Origin of the sequence: Desulfovibrio sp. X2 (genome assembly GCF_000422205.1) — a bacterium.
GTDB lineage: Bacteria > Desulfobacterota > Desulfovibrionia > Desulfovibrionales > Desulfovibrionaceae > Alkalidesulfovibrio.
The window spans coordinates 96,302-111,597 of record NZ_ATHV01000019.1; the positions used below are offsets into that span (position 1 = coordinate 96,302).

A 15,296-nucleotide genomic window follows, 5' to 3' on the forward strand; every position below is an offset into this window, starting at 1 on the left:
GGGGAAGCGCGTGCGCATCGTCGAGCCGTCTTTCGAGATCATGCACATGGCCGAGCCCGAGGAGGTCCTGCGCCTGCTCGAGCTGGCCGGAAGGGTCTGCTACAAGTCCGAGGACCGGGTGGCCCCGGGCACGGCCGCGCCCTTCATCGGCCGCATCGTGCGTTCCGGCCACGAGTCGGTCATCGAGCACGCCTCGGCCACGGTGCGCTTCGTCTGCGACCGCGGGGTGACCCATGAGCTGGTCCGCCACCGCCTGGCCTCCTACAGCCAGGAGTCCACGCGCTACGCCAACTACGCCAAGGACAGGTTCGGCCGCGAGATAACCGTCATCCGGCCCTGGTTCTGGGCCGAGGACGACACCCGCTACGCGCTCTGGACGCAGGCCATGCAGGCCGCGGAGGACGCCTACCTGGCCCTCACCGACGCCGGGGCCACGCCGCAGGAGGCGCGCAGCGTGCTGCCCAACTCGCTGAAGACCGAGATCGTCATGACCGCCAACCTGCGCGAGTGGCGCCACGTCTTCAGGCTCCGCTGCGACACGCCCGCGCATCCGCAGATCAGGCAGGTCATGCTGCCGCTCCTGGCCGAATTCTCCCGCAGACTGCCTGTACTCTTCGGCGATCTGGCCGAGCGCTTCCCCCCTTCGCTCTAGCGGGACGGGTGGGCAGGAGCAGGGTCACGGTGCCGGGAAAACGCTGTCCCGCAAGACCCTCGCTCCTGTCTCCCGGCCGCTCCCGCGCCTGCCGCGACAGGCCGACTTTCCTCCCGAAATGCACGCCCGGCAGGGGATTTCCGGCACACGCCCGAAAGGGCGCGGACGGACTGGTCTATTTCCCGTGAGGTATGAAAAACGCATTATATTGGTTTGTTCTTGCAATTTCAGATGATTGTCGCAGGATTTTACCTTTTCCCGTGGCTATGCGGGCTTGCGCGTGTCAAGGCCGCTTTCTGTGCCTAAGTTAAAAAATGAAATTAATAATGAGTTTTTGAGAGAAAATGTTGAATAGCCCTGTGGAAAATCTTTTCCTTTCGGTGTTGACGCCATCCCGTGACATTGAAGCGAAGTCAGGCGCCACGCCGCTTCCCGGCCCTCGGAGAGAAGTCCCGGAAACGCGAGTCATAGAAAAATATGCTTATATTCCATATTGTTGAACTGTAAATAAAACCTTTGTCCTGCAGGGGGCTTTAGCCACTAAACCGTCATTGCTGCACGGCCCTCAAAGTGGTTTAGACTCCTCCTCATGAAGCACGGCTGGGACCATATTCTCAATATCCTCGAAAAAAGGCTGAATCCAGGCCTCTTCAAAGTCTGGATCAAGCCCCTCTCCGCCACCTTTGACGACGGCTCCCTGACCCTTATCGCACCCAACGATTTCGTGGCCTCCTGGGTCCGCGACAGGCTGCTCGACACGGTGGCCGAGGCCGCGGAACAGGTGCTCGGCAGCGTGAAGTCCATCAACGTGAAGGCCCAGGCCCAGAAGGCGCAGGTCGCGTCCCGGGCGCAGCTCGTCAGTTCGGCGGTGCGCACCATCGCGGCGCCGGTGGACGCGGACGGGCATTCCCCCAGGACGTCGGACAGGATGCCTGCCGGGATGGGCGACGGACTCGCCGGGGCGCACGGCCAGCCCTGCTCCCTGAACGGGGACCAGAGCTTCCGCTGGCGCTTCTCCTTCGACGACTTCGTGGTCGGACCGAGCAACGCCCTGGCCCACGCGGCCTCGCAGAGCGTCTGCCAGTGTTCCCTGCACGCGGACCAGCTCTTCCTGTGCTCCGCCCCGGGGCTCGGCAAGACGCACCTCATCCAGGCCATCGGCGGCCACCTCGCCCGCGCGGCCGTGAACCGCAGCGTGCGGCTGCGCTACCTCACCGCCGAGGAGTTCGCCACGCGCATGGTCGTCGCTCTGAAGATGGGCGAGATCGAGCGTTTCAAGGCGGAATTCAGGGAGAGCGTGGACCTCCTGCTGCTCGAGGACATCCATTTCCTGCAGGGCAAGGAGAAGATCCAGGACGAACTCCTGGCCACGTTGAAGGCCCTGCAGTCGCGCGGCAGCAAGGTGGTCTTCACGAGCTCGTTCCTGCCCCGCGAGCTCTCCGGCGTGGACAGCCAGCTCGCCTCCCGCTTCGGCGCGGGCTTTTTGGCCGTCATCGACCGCCCGGACTTCACCACGCGCATGCGCATCGTGGAGCAGAAGGCGCAGCGCCAGCACGCGACCATCATTCCGGAGGATGTCTCGGCCCTCATGGCCGAGCGCATCAAGACGGACATCCGCCAGCTCGAGAGCTGCCTGCAGAACCTGATCCTCAAGGCCAAGCTGCTGCGCCAGAACATCACCCAGGACCTGGCCATGCAGGTGCTGGCCAACTACGCCATCGACGCGGACAGCCCGGACATGGAGCGGATCATCACCGCCGTCTGCCGGACCTTCCAGCTCGACGCGGGCGACCTGGCCTCCAAGAGCCGCAGGCAGGGCGTGGTCATGGCCCGCAACACGGCCTTCTTCCTGGCCCGCAAATACACCGACCTGTCCCTCAAGGACATCGGCGTCCGCTTCAACCGCAAGCATTCCACCGTGCTCAAGGGCATCACCAAGGTCGAACGGGAGATGACCAAGCGCACCCCGGCCGGCCGCCAGTTCGAGCGCGCCCTCGACCTCCTCGAAATCTAGTGTGACGTCCGCAAAATACGCAAAGCCGTATTTTGCGGAAGATCGCTGCGCTGAAAACGTGGTTTTCGGCTTGCTCACGCCGCCAGCGGCATCCGTAAGACTCGCGCCTGGGGCGCTCGCCTAACGGCTGCCGCATCGCTGCTGTCGGCATCCGTAAGGCTCGCGCCAAAGCGCGCTCGCCTAACGGATGCCGCTGGCGGCGGAACCGGGCATCCGCCCGGTTCACGTGTCGCGTACGACTCCTGCGCAGCATATCGACTTTTTTTCACGGACGCGACACTAGCCGCATCGTTTCCGGCCATGAAGGTCCGCGTCGCGCAGGCGGCCGGGGCTGTTTCGTCGTCCGTGCCGTTTAGGCCGGGCGCGGCCGCGCCGTCTTCCCGGGACTCACCGGGAGACGGCCGCCGCGCTAGTCGAGCGCGGCCGCAGTGAGTTCCATCCGCCCCCACACCGCCATCTTCTCGCCGAGCTGGGCGAAGACGCCCTCGATGCCGATGCCTTCCCAGGCCATGGCCTGGTCCGTGACCCGGGTGAGGTCGCGCGAGGTGCCCAGGCGGTTGGCCAGGGCCGTGGCTGCGGCGTCCGCGAGGCAGGCGTCGCCCGCGCGCACGGCCACGAGGTCGCCCCGGCCGAAGGACAGGGAGTGGCCGATGCGGCCGGAGGAGGAACAGAAGCTGACGGGAAATTCGTCGGCCGCCACGCGCACGCCGAGCGCGATGCCCTGCGCCGGATCGGCCAGGAGGCCGATGGTGCGCTCCTTCGTGGAGATGCAGTAGAGGTCGCCGCCGTTTTCCACCAAGAGCTCCGTGGACAGGGAAGAGAGGGCCTCGGCGGTCATCATGGCCACTGCCCCGGCCACGGCGGCCATGGGGCCCACGTCCACCGCGGCGGCCGCGGCGCACATGCGCCGCACGATCTCGGGCGCGCCCGGCGCGGGCGGCAAGGGGGAGAGGCTGTCCAGGAAGTCGGGATGAAGGGCCGCGTAGGACGTGATCTGGCCGCGCAGGGCGCGCACCGCGCCGCCTGCAACGGACGAAAGGTCGCTCGTGGCGGTGATCAGCAGGTCGCTCTCGCCCACGACCACCTGGAACGTGGCCTCGCCCTTTCGGGCCGCAAGCCCGGCCCTGTAGCGTCTGGCTGCATCGCGGTGCTCTGCGGGCATTGCCGGCCTCCTCGGGTGCGTCGGCGGGTGTCGGGGGAATCTACTTCCCGCGTGCGGCGGGGCCGATGCGTATCTCGACGGGCGAGGCGTAGCGCAGGCTGAAGTCGCCGCACTGGCGGCGCAGGGACTTGAGTTCGAGATCCTGGCCGAAGAACAGGGGAAGCCCGGCGTAGGTCATCTGCGAGGTGGCCACGGGATAGCTGTAGCGCACGAGCGCGACGCTCTGGGCGCGGGTCAGGGTTGCGGCCAGGCAGGCGTCGATCCGCTGCGCGTTCGGCTCGGTGCTGACCTCGTCCTGCAGCAGCACGATGCTTCGGGGTGCGTCCAAGAGACCACGCCAGACATCGAGCAGCCGGTTGACCAGCCGGGGCCACAGCGCGTCCACGCAGGAGGGAACGGCCTCCTTCTGCCGGGCCAGGCATGTCGCCTGGGCGAGAACCTGGTCGCCGGTCATGCCTGTCCCGGCGTCCGCCGGAGCGAAGACCCTCGCGGAGACGGAGATGCCGTCCGCCGCCTGCGCCGCGGAGAGGACGATGCGCAGCACCGGCAGATCCGCGTCCGACGCGTTTGCCGTGTCCGGCACGAGCGCGAAGCCGCCGCTGCGCAGCCGGTCGCGGAGTCCGCCGGCCAGTTTGCCGAGTTCCCCGGCCGCGGCGCCGCTTCCGTCTGGAGCGGGCTGCACGCGCACGCGCGGCGTGTTGTGCAGGTGCTGCCGTTCGGCCAGGAGCAGGGCGTCCTGCGCGAGGTCGCGCAGGCGCACCACGGCCTTGGCGGTGACCTCCACGGCGCCCATGGGGGTCTTCTCCGCGCTGCTCACGAGAACGGAATCGAGATAGCCCGCAGCCATGTGTTCGAGCACGGGGCGAACCTCAATGAACGCGTCGCGCAGGGGGCCTGTGGGCAGTCCGGTCGCCGCGGCCGCGCTCAGCGCGTCGAGTCTTGCCCGGCGCAGGGCTTCACGCTTGGCGGCATTCTCCGTGGACGGACTGTTCTTCTGCTGCGGCGCGATGAAGGCGGTGCCGTGCGCCGTGACCTCCACGGAGAGGGGCAGGGCCGCCGCGTCTCCGGCTGTGTCCGCCGCGGCGGGGAAGGCCGCGCAGAGAAGGATCAGGAGCGCGGCGCACAGGGCGCGGCACGTCGTGCGGCGAGCGGTGTTCATCCCAGCAGCTCCTCCACCATGCGGACGTATGGTTCTATGCCCGCGGGCACGTCTTCGGGCCAGGCGAAGGGCACGAGCCCGGGGCTTTCGGATGCGGTCCGGATCAGTCCGGCCAGGGCGTGGTGGTCGGCCGCGTCGTCCAGAAGCCAGCGGTCCTCGAGGAAATATCCCGCGCCGTTGCTGCGCGTGGTGATGGCGGGAAGCCCGCAGGCCCTGGCCTCGAGCACGACGTTCGAGCAGGTGTCGTAGTACGTGGGCAGGACGAAGAGGTCGCAGGCGTGGTAGAAGCCCGCCATGTCCGCCACCCGGCCGAGGAAGCGCACGCGCTCCGCAACGCCGAGCTCGCGCGCCTGGCGCAGGAAGCGCTCCGGGGCCCTGCCGCCCGCCACCAGCAGCCGGGTGTTCTCCGGCAGTTCGGCCAGGGCCGAGACGGCCGTGGCCACGCCCTTGAGCATGAAGTTCGTGCCTGCGAGGCCGACGGCGTATTCGCCGGGGGCAAGGCCGAAGCGCTCCCGGGCGGACCGGCGCTCCTCCCGGCTCGGGACGTGGTAGCGGGCGAGGTCCGGCCGGTTGTAGACCACGCCCATGTCCTCGATGGAGAGGGAGGAGAAGGAAGAGGCCATCCATTCGCGCACCAGGTGCGAGACGCAGACGATGCGCCCGCCGTCGGCGAACTGGCGCTTCTGCACCGCCCGCACAACTGCGTTGGCCGGGGAGAGCGCCCGCTTCAGGCGCTTGAACAGGCGCGGCAGGCCGGGGGGATAGGCGCGGATCGACTTCTCGTGGAAGACGTCGAGCGGTCCGCCGCTGACGCGGGCGATGTCCTGGGCCAGGGTGTTGCCGCAACTCACGGTCACGGTGTAGCCTCGCCTCCTGCGCACCCTCTCCGCGGCCAGGGCGAACCAGGCGGTCTTCAGCCAGCGCAGCAGGGGAGGGCGGCCGACGGTTATGACGCCGACGCCCGGGGGAGGGTCGGTTTCCTGACGCGCGCAGACCATCTCCACCGCGTGGCCGCGGCCGGTCAGGGCTTTGGCCAGCCGCCAGGCGAAGCCTTCTGTGCCGCCGTAGGTGGACAGCCGTTCCACGAGCAGGGCCACGCGGGGCGGGCTGCCCGCGGACGTGCCGGGGCGCGCGGCCGTGAAAGCCGCCGAAGAGACGCGAGGAGAGTCGGTCACCGCTGGCCCGTTACTTGCTTTCCGAGCAGGGGAGCGCTAGGCCTTCGATTCGTCGGCCATATGCTCTTTCTTGCGGATGGCCTCGGCCTTGACCTTGTCCAGGAGATCCGCCAGGGCGGGCTTGACGTTCTCCCGGATGTCGCCTGCCACGACCAGGAAGAGCACGTCGTCTCCGGGGAAGAGGAGGCCGTCCGCGGCCTCGACCACGACGCGCCAGATGCCCGGCCGCTGCTCGATCTCGCGGCGGATGGCCTCCATGCGTTCGCGGTCGACGATGATATCCACGGCGTCGACGTCCTTGTGGTCGGCGCGCGACCAGCCGCGCACGACGCCGTTATGGACCAGAACCATCCCCACGTTCTCGTGGAATCCTGGTTCGTTCTTGAGTTCGGCAATAGTTTTTGAGATGTCCATGTTCTTGTCCGGTTAGCTGAGTTCGCTTTTGCTTACCATAACGCCGGGACGGCCCGATGTATAGCTTTTCAGACCTGATTGAAAACCTGCCGAGCGTGCGGCAGTCCCGCATGGTGGCCAGCGGGTTCGGGCTGTGGATGGCCTGGAGCGGGCAGTTGACCCGCGCGCTCGGGCAGACGCTCGAGGACCACGGCGGCATGCAGATGGCCGCGACCTCCACGCAGGCGCTGTGGTTCTTCTCCACGCGCGAGGTCTTCAAGGCCCTGGCGCGGCTGCAGAGCTGGGCCCGCCTCAATCCGCTGCCCGTCTCGTTCCAGGTGCTCCCGGCCTCGCTCCTGGTGGGCTGGAGCAACGAACGCTCCATGTCCGTCTCCGCCGAACTCAGCAAGCAGGAGGCCCTGGCGCCGACCTCCTTCTCGATACTCGTCCACCCGCGTTGCAAGGACGCCGCCATGGCCGTCGCGGGGCTCGAGCTCAAGCCCGTGACCATCCTGCCCGGCATGGCCGCCGCGGAGTGGAGGGGGCTCGAATCCGATCCGAGCTACTCCTACGAGTCGTCGCTGGCCTGGTATTTCGTGGCCAAGCCGCTCGGCAACCCCGGAGACCGCGACTACACGCAGGGCTGGCGCCAGTTCTTCGGCCGCGCCGAGGTGGTGCTGCGGCGCATGGGGCTCAAGTTCATCTTCAACGAGTCGAGCCTCATCCTGCCGCTCGAGAACCTGCGCCTGCTCAGGGGCTGGACCCGGGAGATGCTGAACCAGGTGCGCGCGGTCAAGGGGCAGCCGGACGGCCACTACTGGCCTTGCGTCATGCTCGCCGCGCCCAAGGAGGGGCTCAACTTCAACGAGGAGTTGCCCAAGAAGCTCTCCATCGAGTGGAACCGCCTGACTCCCGACTACCCGCACATGAGCTACCGCACGGCCTTCCTGCTGGGCGACGAGTTCACGGTCAACGCCGTGAGCTACTTCGACGAGCGGCAGGGCCTCGAGAACTGGTGCTACGTCAGCCTGTCGCAGGCGGGCGAGGGCGAGGGAGGCGGCGGCAGCCTGCAGGTGGACCTGCCGCGCCGCATCCTGGCGGGAGCGGAAAAGGAGTGCTTCTACTGCGGGCTCAAGAGCCACCAGCCCGCGCAGTGCCCCTCGCGCAACATTCCCATGGGCCGCCCAGACATCTGGGAGAAGCTGGCCATGCTCAACCTCGAGGACTTCACGGAACTCTCGCGCGAGGTCGACGAGGTCCTGCAGAAGAATCCCGCAGGAGGCGTGGCCGAGCTTCTCGAGGCCAAGAACCGCTCGGGCCTCCTGGTGCAGGCCATCTACGAAAACACCCTTCCGTTCCAGCTGCGCATGCTGCGCATGGTCTGGCGCAGCCGCTCCAAGGACTGGGCCGGGGCCTTCGAGGGGCTCGGGCCCGAGGAGGGCGAGTACATCTGGGCGGCCCTGGACGCCCTGCGTTCCGGCAACCAGGCCAATACCGAAAGCCTGCTCGGCAACGCAATCCTGCGCTACCCCAGGAGCTACCAGCCGCGCTCGCTGCAGGCCCTGCTGAACCTCGAGAACGAGGACTACCAGCAGGCCGCGTTCTTCTTCCAGGAGGCCGAGCGCCTCTCCTACACCCCGGTGCAGCGCGCCGCCTTCTGCATGATGCAGGGCAGGCTCTGGGAATATCTCTTCAACTTCGACAAAGCCATCGCCCTGTACAAGCAGGCGGAGCAGCACGCCAAGGGCTGGAGCGACACGCTCTACCGGCAGTGCGTCTGCTTCGTGAAGATGGGCTTCACCGAGCACGCCATCGGACAGCTGCAGGGACTCATCGAGAACGACCCGCACATGTTCAACCGCATTCTCGTGGATCCCGAGCTCGAGCGCGGCCGCTTCAGCATCCTGGCGTCGCTGTGGGACCTGTGGCGCGAGGCCCAGGCCGAGGCCCAGGTGGCCGCGAAGACGGCGGAGGAGCTCTCCGCCCGGCTGGACCAGTGGTTCGCCCCGGACCATCCCTACATGGAGGCCGCCAGGACGCGCGTGGACAGGCTGCTCGGCCTGACCAGAGTGACCAACTACGTGGCCTTCCAGCGGCTCATCAGCGGCACCCGCTCCTTTGCCAAGGACCTGCAGGAGACGCTGGACAGCGAGGTCCGCGTTGTCGTGAAGCGCGTGGACGTCCTGCTCGAGCGCCTGGTCGAGGTGCAGCGCGAGGCGTCCTGGTTCCCGTTCCCCAAGCTGCTGCGCGACTTCAACCGCGACTTCAACTACTGCGCGGAAAAGCTCAACTGGATGAAGCTGCAGCACCTGCAGGTGGCCGACAACTTCCGCAAGGCCCAGGGCTACCTCACCGAGGTGGAGGACCGCCTGCACGTCCTGCAGGGGCGCCTGGTCACCCTGCGCGTCATCCGCGACGCCACATTCTTCGTGCTCCTGCTCGGCCGCAACTTCATCTGGATGGAGCTCGTCGGCCTCGGCCTGGCCCTCATTCTCATGCCGGTCATCGTCTACGGCACGGAGCACTTCATGAGCGGCTGGGTGGTGGACATGCTGCTGCGCCAGAAGTGGCAGCTGCAGAAGGGCCTCATCGTCATCCTCTCCATCGCCGCCATGGCCTTCGCGGCCCTCAAGACGGCCGTGGTCTTCGAGCGCAAGAAGGAGCAGCTCTTCTCCGAGGAGTACGCCAAGGAGGTCAAGTTCCAGCGCTCGAAGCCGGGGCGGCTGTCGCGCGGCGCGGCCTCGCGCCGGGGAAAGGGACGGTCCGCGGGCGGCAAGGCGGGCAAGACCGGCAAGAGCAGGGCGAAATAGGCTTCTCGACGGGAAGGGGGGGCCGTCCCGGGGCTGCGCGCCAGTGCTGCCGTTTCCGGGCGGACGCTCAGCGGAAAGCCTGATGGGCCGGACGCAGGGCGAAAAAAAAGCGGGACCGGAGTCCCGCTTTTCTTTTCGGAAAGCGATGAGGCTAGACGCAGCCGGTGGGCTTGGGCAGGCCGGCCATCTTGCAGGCGCCCTTGCCGGGGCCGGAGGGGAACAGCTCGTAGATGTGCTTCAGCTTGTAGCCGGTCACCTTGGAGAGGATGCGCACCATCGGAGCGATACCGTTCTTGCGGTAGTAGTCCTGCAGGAACTCGATGACCTTCTTGTGCTCGTCGGTCAGCTCCTTGATGCCTTCCTGCTCCTTGACGTACTCGACCCAGTCAGGGGACCAGTCCTCGAACTTCTGCAGGAAGCCGTCTTCGTCGACCTCGAAGCTTTTGCCCTGGAATTCGACAGTCGCCATTGTTCTCCTCCTTGAAGAGTTAGGTTTTGGGATTTTATCATCCCGACACCGACCTGTCAAAGCAGCGCCTGACTTTGGTCGGGTGCCCCTTATTCGAATGCGGCCCCAAAGGCCGACAGTCGCGTAGTCAAACGTGAAGCGTTCTAAATTGGCTGTAGCGATTTCGTCAATAGCTGTTTTTCATTTCACAAAGGTTGCAGCCCCCGTCCTCCCTAGCCCGGGAGGGACGAGGCCCCCCTCTAGCCCTGCCCGAGCTGCTTCAGGTGCTCGCGCGCGAAGTCCAGCGCAGGGTCCATTTCCAGGGCCTTGGCGAGGTATTCGCGGGCCGGGCCGGGCCTGTTCATGAACTTGTGGCACAGCCCCAGGTTCGCCATGTCCACGGCCGAGCTCGCGTCCAGGTCCAGGGCCGCGCCGAAGTCCTTGGCCGCGGCATCGTACTCCACCTGCTTGAAGCGGCAGATGCCCCGCAGGTTGAAGAACTCCTTGGCCCCGGGCTCGAGCGCGATGGCCTGGTCCAGGAAGGGGATGGCCCCGGCGAAGTCGGCCAGCTGGGTCAGGCTGTAGCCCGCGTAGAAGGCGCAGATGGCCGTGTCCTCGTCACCGATCTGCAGCGGCAATGCCTTCTCGAACTTGACGAAGGCCACGGCCGCGTCACCCGCGCCAAGCGCCGCCAGCCCCTCGAAGAAGGGCAGGAAGTGGGCTCCGGGGTAGACGTCGCCGATGGCCTTGAGTCCGCGCACCGCGGTCTCGTTGTCGCGCTCCTCGCAGAGCCTGCGGCCGATGTAGAGCCCCAGGCAGGCCTGACGGCTGCGCTCGCGGAAGCGAAGCCCCGGCGCGAAGTTGTAGTTGGTCGGCACCCGCAGGTCGGGATGGCTCGTGTCGATGGTGTAGAGCGGGTGCCCGAGCGCCTCAAGGCCGTCGGCCAGGGCCATGACCTCGGCGCGGATGTTTTTGTCCTCCACGTCCGGCAGGGAGTCGAGCGCGCAAGCGGGACCTGCCATCAGCCAGGCGGCCTCGTCCAGGCTCGCGGGCTTGGAGAGGCCGGAGGGCTCGTAGCGGGCCGCGGTCTCGAAGTCTCCGGCGAGCTGGGCGACCTCGGTCAGGGCGCGGATGGCCGCCTTCACGGGCGAGCTCGCCGTGCCCGCGGTGAAGACGATCTCGGAGAGTGCCGGGAAGGTGGCCGGGTCGTGGGCCACGGCGGCCACCGTGGGCACGGGGAAGCCCAGGGAGAAGTCCTTGAGCGTGACCTTCACGCCGCTGCCCGAAAAGCAGGCGAGCAGGCGCGCCAGCACCGGATCGGCGCTCTCGGGAGCGATGGTCGGAAGCTCGGGCTTCTCCCGGTCGACGATCGCGCAGACGTGGCGCTCCACCAGCTCGCAGCCGCCCTGCAGAAGGGATTCCTCCAGGGTGTTGCCGGCGCTCGAGCCGTTGAACTCGTTCAGGAGCTTGAACCAGTTGACCGGGACCCAGCGCATGCGGCCGCTCTGCACGTGCAGCGCCTGGCAGAAGCGCCAGGGCAGCAGGTCCAGCAGGCGGCGCGCGGCGTCCTCGGGAAGCTCCTCGTCCACGGAGCGCAGGATCTCGGAGACGGGCATGAGGTCGTCGCCGAAGCGCTCCTCGGCCTCGCTCCAGGTGAGCTCCACGAAGTTCTCCGGCGTGGCGAAGAAATTGAAGAAGGAGTAACGCTCCACCAGCTCCATGAGCGCGGAGGCCTCGGCCTGGTCGGGCGAGGCGCCCTTGCCCATCTGCTTGTGCGTGGGCGTTATGGCGCGGGCCTTGGGGCCGTAGAGGCTGATGAAGACGGGAATGCCCAGGCGTCCGGTGTCGATGCGCCTGGTCCCGTCCAGCACGCCCTCACAGCGTTCGGCCAGCAGCTTCTTCACGCGGCTCACGGTCTCGGCCGGGGCCGCCGCCTTGTCCTGGTCCGTGGTGTAGGTCTTGAGGCAGTCCTTAAGCTTGAGCATGGCGTCTCGGTTTGATCCTGTAGATGGTGGCCAGATGCTTTTCCGCGTTCCCCTCGTCCCCGCCCTTGAAGCCCATGTCCAGGCTCTTGAAGGCGTAGTCGCCCTCGATGAGCTTGAAGAACTTCTTGGCCTTGCGGGAGTATTCCTTGGCCAGGATGATCTCGGCCGCGGGATCATCCTTCAGATGCGCGGCCAGGAACTTCACCAGGGCGCGGTAGTGATCCTCGAGGTAGAGGACCTCCGAGCCCAGGATGTAGTCGTAGCGCTCGTCCAGCCGGTCGGCGCTGAAATCCGCCCGGCGCACGGTGACGCGCTCAGCCAGCCCGTTCCTGAGCGCCGCGATGCGCGTGAAGAGCAGGGCGTCCGGGTGGATGTCGGTGATGGTCACGGAAAAGCCGCGCGCCGCGGCGAAGAGCCCGGCCACGCCCACGCCCGCGCCGATCTCGAGCATGCTCTTGCCCGCGGGCTCGAGGCGCTGCACGAAATAGCTCACGAGAAAGGCCGTGCGCCAGATCTTGGCCCAGAACGGCAGCTCGAGCGGCATGCCTTCCGGCAGGTCGCGGGCCAGCTGCTCGATGTAGGCGTCCATGTCGTCGATCTGAAGGAACTCGAGCGTGGTGCCGCCGACGGTCACGGGCTCGAAGCGCACCGAATAGCGCGAGCGCGCGAGGGCCAGCAGATCGTCCAGGCTTGCGTCCGAAGGGGGAGTGGTTGTCACTGGATATTCTCCTGATGGTGAGGACGCACCGGAGTAGCCGATTTGTCCCGTCGGGTCAACGCGATGGCTGGGCGATGGCCGCGTGGCGGCCTCTGGAGGGCGGCCGCGGCCATCGCGGGCCGGAGACGGAGCGGCCCCGGGCGGCTTCAGGTGAGATTTGTAGACTGAAATTGTATGATATTGCAAGGGGCAAAAGAAAAGCCGGCGCGAGGCCGGCTTTTCGGAAAATTGGAGCGGGAAACGGGATTTGAACCCGCGACTTCAACCTTGGCAAGGTTGCACTCTACCACTGAGTTATTCCCGCTCGGGGCAGCGCTGCGAAGGTTCGCAGACGCTCTCTATCTTAATGTATGAAAGAGCTGTTTTGGAGGCGGCATCCGGATTTGAACCGGAGAATGGAGGTTTTGCAGACCTCTGCCTTACCACTTGGCTATGCCGCCCTTTTTTTGGAGCGGGAAACGGGATTTGAACCCGCGACTTCAACCTTGGCAAGGTTGCACTCTACCACTGAGTTATTCCCGCCCAAAAGGGAGCACCTATTTATCGGCGGGCGCACCGACTGTCAACAAGAACCGTCATTTCAGGCAAAAAAAACCAGAAGCCCGCGCAAGTGCGCGGTTTTTTTACGCAGCGCCGGGGAGGAGGGGCAGTGGCCCCTTTATTTTTGATAGTAATTGATTTAAGGGGGTGGGCCAACTTCACGACGGGGCCGATCGCAGCCCCCATGGGGAACATGATGCGGCAAGAAGATATCGATTACTTCCGGGACTTGCTGAAGAACATGCTCGACGACATCCTCAAGGCGGGCGAAGAGACGCTTGAGGACATGACGGACAGCCCCGAGAACTACGCCGATCCCGCGGACAGGGCCACGGCCGAGTCCGACCGCTCCTTCACGCTGCGCCTGCGCGACCGTGAGCGCAAGCTCATCCGCAAGGTGCAGGAGGCGCTGCAGCGCATCGACGACGGCACCTACGGCCTGTGCGAGGACTGCGGCGAGGAGATCGGCGTGCCCCGTCTCAAGGCGCGGCCCGTGACCACGTTGTGCATCAAGTGCAAGAGCAAGCGCGAAGAGGAAGAGGGCCAGCGGGGCGAATAGCCCGCTTCGGGAGCTCGTGAGCCGGCCATGGACGCCCCTTTCTTCAGGGCCCTGGCTGCCGCGCTCTGCCCGCGACTGACCGGGGGACGGCTCGGCAAGATCTTCGAGCCCGCTCCCGGTTGTCTCGTCTTCGCCTGCAAATCGGGACGCGACGCCGCCTTCCTGCTCTTTCGGCCCGCCAGATCCGACAACCTCCTTTGCCTCTCCCCGGCCAAGCCGCCCATGCCGCACGATCCGGGCAGCCGCGCCATGTGGCTGCGCAAGCGCGTCTCGGACTCCCGCGTTCTCCGCTGCATCGCCGACTGGCCGAACCTTCGCCTGGGGCTCGATCTCGGCACCCGGGGCTTTCTCGTCCTCGACCTGCGCCAGGGGCCGCGCCTCCTCGACGCCGCTCCGTCCGACTTCGGCCGCGAGCCGCCCTGGCCGCCGCTCGAGCGCGTCCTCGAGGACGACGAGGTCTGGCGCGACTTCCCGCATCTCTCCCCGGCCATCCGCCGCCGCCTGCGCGGCCTGCCGCGCGAGCGCGCGGCGCTGCTCCTGGAGCGCCTGGCAGGCGGGGAGGCCGAGGGCTTCTGGCTCGAGCGCGGGCGGGACGGGGTCGCGGAGCCCGTGCTCTGGCCGCCTTCGAGGGGAAAGGGCACGGAGGAGGGGGGAGACGGCCGGACAGCGCCGGATTTCGACGACCCGCTCCAGGCCGCGCGCGAGGCCTACGAGCCCCGCTTCTATGCCCTGCTGACCACGGACACGGCCGAGGTGGCCCGGGCGCTCAAGAGCGCGCGCAAGCGCCACTCCCGCCTGCGCGGGCTGCTCGAGCGCGACGAGGAGCGCCTGGCCGGGCTCGTGGCGCGGCGCCGCGAGGCCGAAGCCCTGCAGGCCAACATCCATCTTTTCCAGGGCAGGGAGCTGCCCGCGTCCGCGGAGCTGGACCATCCGGACGGCGGCCGCGTGCGCGTGGCCCTGGACCCGCGGCTTTCCGCCAGCGCCAACATGGAGCGCCTCTTCGCCCAGGCGGCCAAGGGACGGCGCGGCCTTGAGCACGTCGCGCGGCGTCGCGCGGCCCTGGAGGAGGAGCTTGCCGCCGAGCTCGCCGCGGCCGTTGCTCCCGAGCCTGCCGGAGCGGAGGCGCCGGGTGCCCCCGATGCCGCCGATGCCTCCGATGCGCCCGATGCGACGGGCCGGGGGCAGGCCCGTCCCCCGAGCCGAACCCTGCCCAAGCGCTGGGCGCGTCTGGCGGTGAAGGTCTTTTGCACGAGCGACGGCTTTCTGGCCGCGCGCGGCAAGAGCGCCAAGGCCAACCATGCCCTGCTGACCGAGGCTGCCTCGCCGCACGACCTCTGGCTGCACGCCAAGGACGTGCCCGGCGCGCACGTGGTGCTGCGCCGCGACCACCCAGGCCAGGAGGTGCCCGAGCAAAGCCTCGAGGAGGCCGCGGCGCTCGCTGCCCTGTCGAGCGGCTTGAAGGACGCGGCCTGGGCCGACGTGCTCTGCGCCGAGGCGCGCCACGTGCGCACCATCAAGGGCGCGGCCCACGGCCTGGTGCGCCTGGAAAAGCCCCTGCGCGTGCTGCGCGTGCGGCCGGACCCGGCGCTCGAGGAGCGGCTGCTCCTGGGCTGAGGCTGCGCGCGGCGCGGCTTTTCCCGGTGGCGCGAAAAGCGACAATCCCGGCATGGACGGTCGAGAT

Annotated in this window: 12 protein-coding genes and 3 tRNA genes; 5 read left to right on the forward strand and 10 right to left on the reverse strand. The window is 67.4% G+C overall.

Features of this window, described 5'->3' with window-relative positions:
- The first annotated feature begins 10 nt into the window (after positions 1-10).
- A complete protein-coding gene (thyX, locus tag DSX2_RS07380; RefSeq protein WP_020880542.1) occupies positions 11-652 on the forward strand; it encodes an FAD-dependent thymidylate synthase in 642 nt (213 codons plus the stop codon).
- Between the two features lie 589 nt (positions 653-1,241).
- Complete coding sequence (dnaA, locus tag DSX2_RS07385; RefSeq protein WP_020880543.1) at positions 1,242-2,666, forward strand: chromosomal replication initiator protein DnaA; 1,425 nt, start codon at positions 1,242-1,244, stop codon at positions 2,664-2,666.
- Between the two features lie 409 nt (positions 2,667-3,075).
- On the opposite strand, the gene DSX2_RS07390 is transcribed toward dnaA, so the two are convergent.
- From DSX2_RS07390 to DSX2_RS07405, 4 genes are read right to left on the reverse strand one after another with little or no spacing between them, the layout of a single operon-like run.
- Positions 3,076-3,828 carry a UPF0280 family protein gene (locus DSX2_RS07390; RefSeq protein ID WP_020880544.1) on the reverse strand — a complete coding sequence of 251 codons (753 nt, stop codon included), beginning with the start codon at positions 3,826-3,828 and terminating at the stop codon, positions 3,076-3,078.
- A gap of 40 nt (positions 3,829-3,868) precedes the next feature.
- On the reverse strand, positions 3,869-4,987 hold the full coding sequence (locus tag DSX2_RS07395; protein ID WP_020880545.1) for a hypothetical protein: 1,119 nt from the start codon (positions 4,985-4,987) through the stop codon (positions 3,869-3,871).
- A complete protein-coding gene (locus DSX2_RS07400; protein WP_020880546.1) occupies positions 4,984-6,162 on the reverse strand; it encodes a glycosyltransferase family 4 protein in 1,179 nt (392 codons plus the stop codon). Before DSX2_RS07400 ends, DSX2_RS07395 begins: the two co-directional genes overlap by 4 nt.
- A 36-nt stretch (positions 6,163-6,198) precedes the next feature.
- Positions 6,199-6,576 (reverse strand): molybdenum cofactor biosynthesis protein MoaE, encoded by a 378-nt coding sequence (locus DSX2_RS07405; RefSeq protein WP_020880547.1) that lies wholly within the window; start codon positions 6,574-6,576, stop codon positions 6,199-6,201.
- A gap of 56 nt (positions 6,577-6,632) precedes the next feature.
- Between DSX2_RS07405 and DSX2_RS07410 the strand changes: the two genes are divergently transcribed.
- Positions 6,633-9,365: a lipopolysaccharide assembly protein LapB gene (locus tag DSX2_RS07410; protein ID WP_020880548.1), complete on the forward strand. Its 2,733-nt coding sequence runs from the start codon at positions 6,633-6,635 to the stop codon at positions 9,363-9,365.
- Between the two features lie 151 nt (positions 9,366-9,516).
- Here DSX2_RS07410 and DSX2_RS07415 read toward each other — a convergent pair whose 3' ends face one another.
- The 6 genes from DSX2_RS07415 to DSX2_RS07440 form a co-directional block, all read right to left on the reverse strand.
- Positions 9,517-9,834, reverse strand: a complete 318-nt coding sequence (locus tag DSX2_RS07415) for a TusE/DsrC/DsvC family sulfur relay protein (protein ID WP_020880549.1) — start codon at positions 9,832-9,834, stop codon at positions 9,517-9,519.
- Between the two features lie 239 nt (positions 9,835-10,073).
- A complete protein-coding gene (locus DSX2_RS07420; protein WP_020880550.1) occupies positions 10,074-11,798 on the reverse strand; it encodes a YcaO-like family protein in 1,725 nt (574 codons plus the stop codon).
- Entirely contained in the window at positions 11,785-12,516 is a 732-nt protein-coding gene (locus tag DSX2_RS07425; protein WP_020880551.1) for a methyltransferase, read from the reverse strand. Before DSX2_RS07425 ends, DSX2_RS07420 begins: the two co-directional genes overlap by 14 nt.
- Positions 12,517-12,745: 229 nt before the next feature.
- Positions 12,746-12,820 (reverse strand) — tRNA-Gly (locus DSX2_RS07430).
- A gap of 61 nt (positions 12,821-12,881) precedes the next feature.
- Positions 12,882-12,956, reverse strand: a tRNA-Cys gene (locus tag DSX2_RS07435).
- A 7-nt stretch (positions 12,957-12,963) separates the two neighbouring features.
- Positions 12,964-13,038 (reverse strand) — tRNA-Gly (locus DSX2_RS07440).
- 214 nt (positions 13,039-13,252) lie between these two features.
- On the opposite strand from DSX2_RS07440, the gene dksA reads away from it, so the two are divergent.
- Entirely contained in the window at positions 13,253-13,615 is a 363-nt protein-coding gene (dksA, locus tag DSX2_RS07445; protein ID WP_035041290.1) for an RNA polymerase-binding protein DksA, read from the forward strand.
- A 27-nt stretch (positions 13,616-13,642) separates the two neighbouring features.
- Positions 13,643-15,229, forward strand: coding sequence for an NFACT RNA binding domain-containing protein (locus tag DSX2_RS07450; protein WP_020880553.1), 1,587 nt, complete (start codon positions 13,643-13,645; stop codon positions 15,227-15,229).
- Positions 15,230-15,296: the final 67 nt, after the last annotated feature.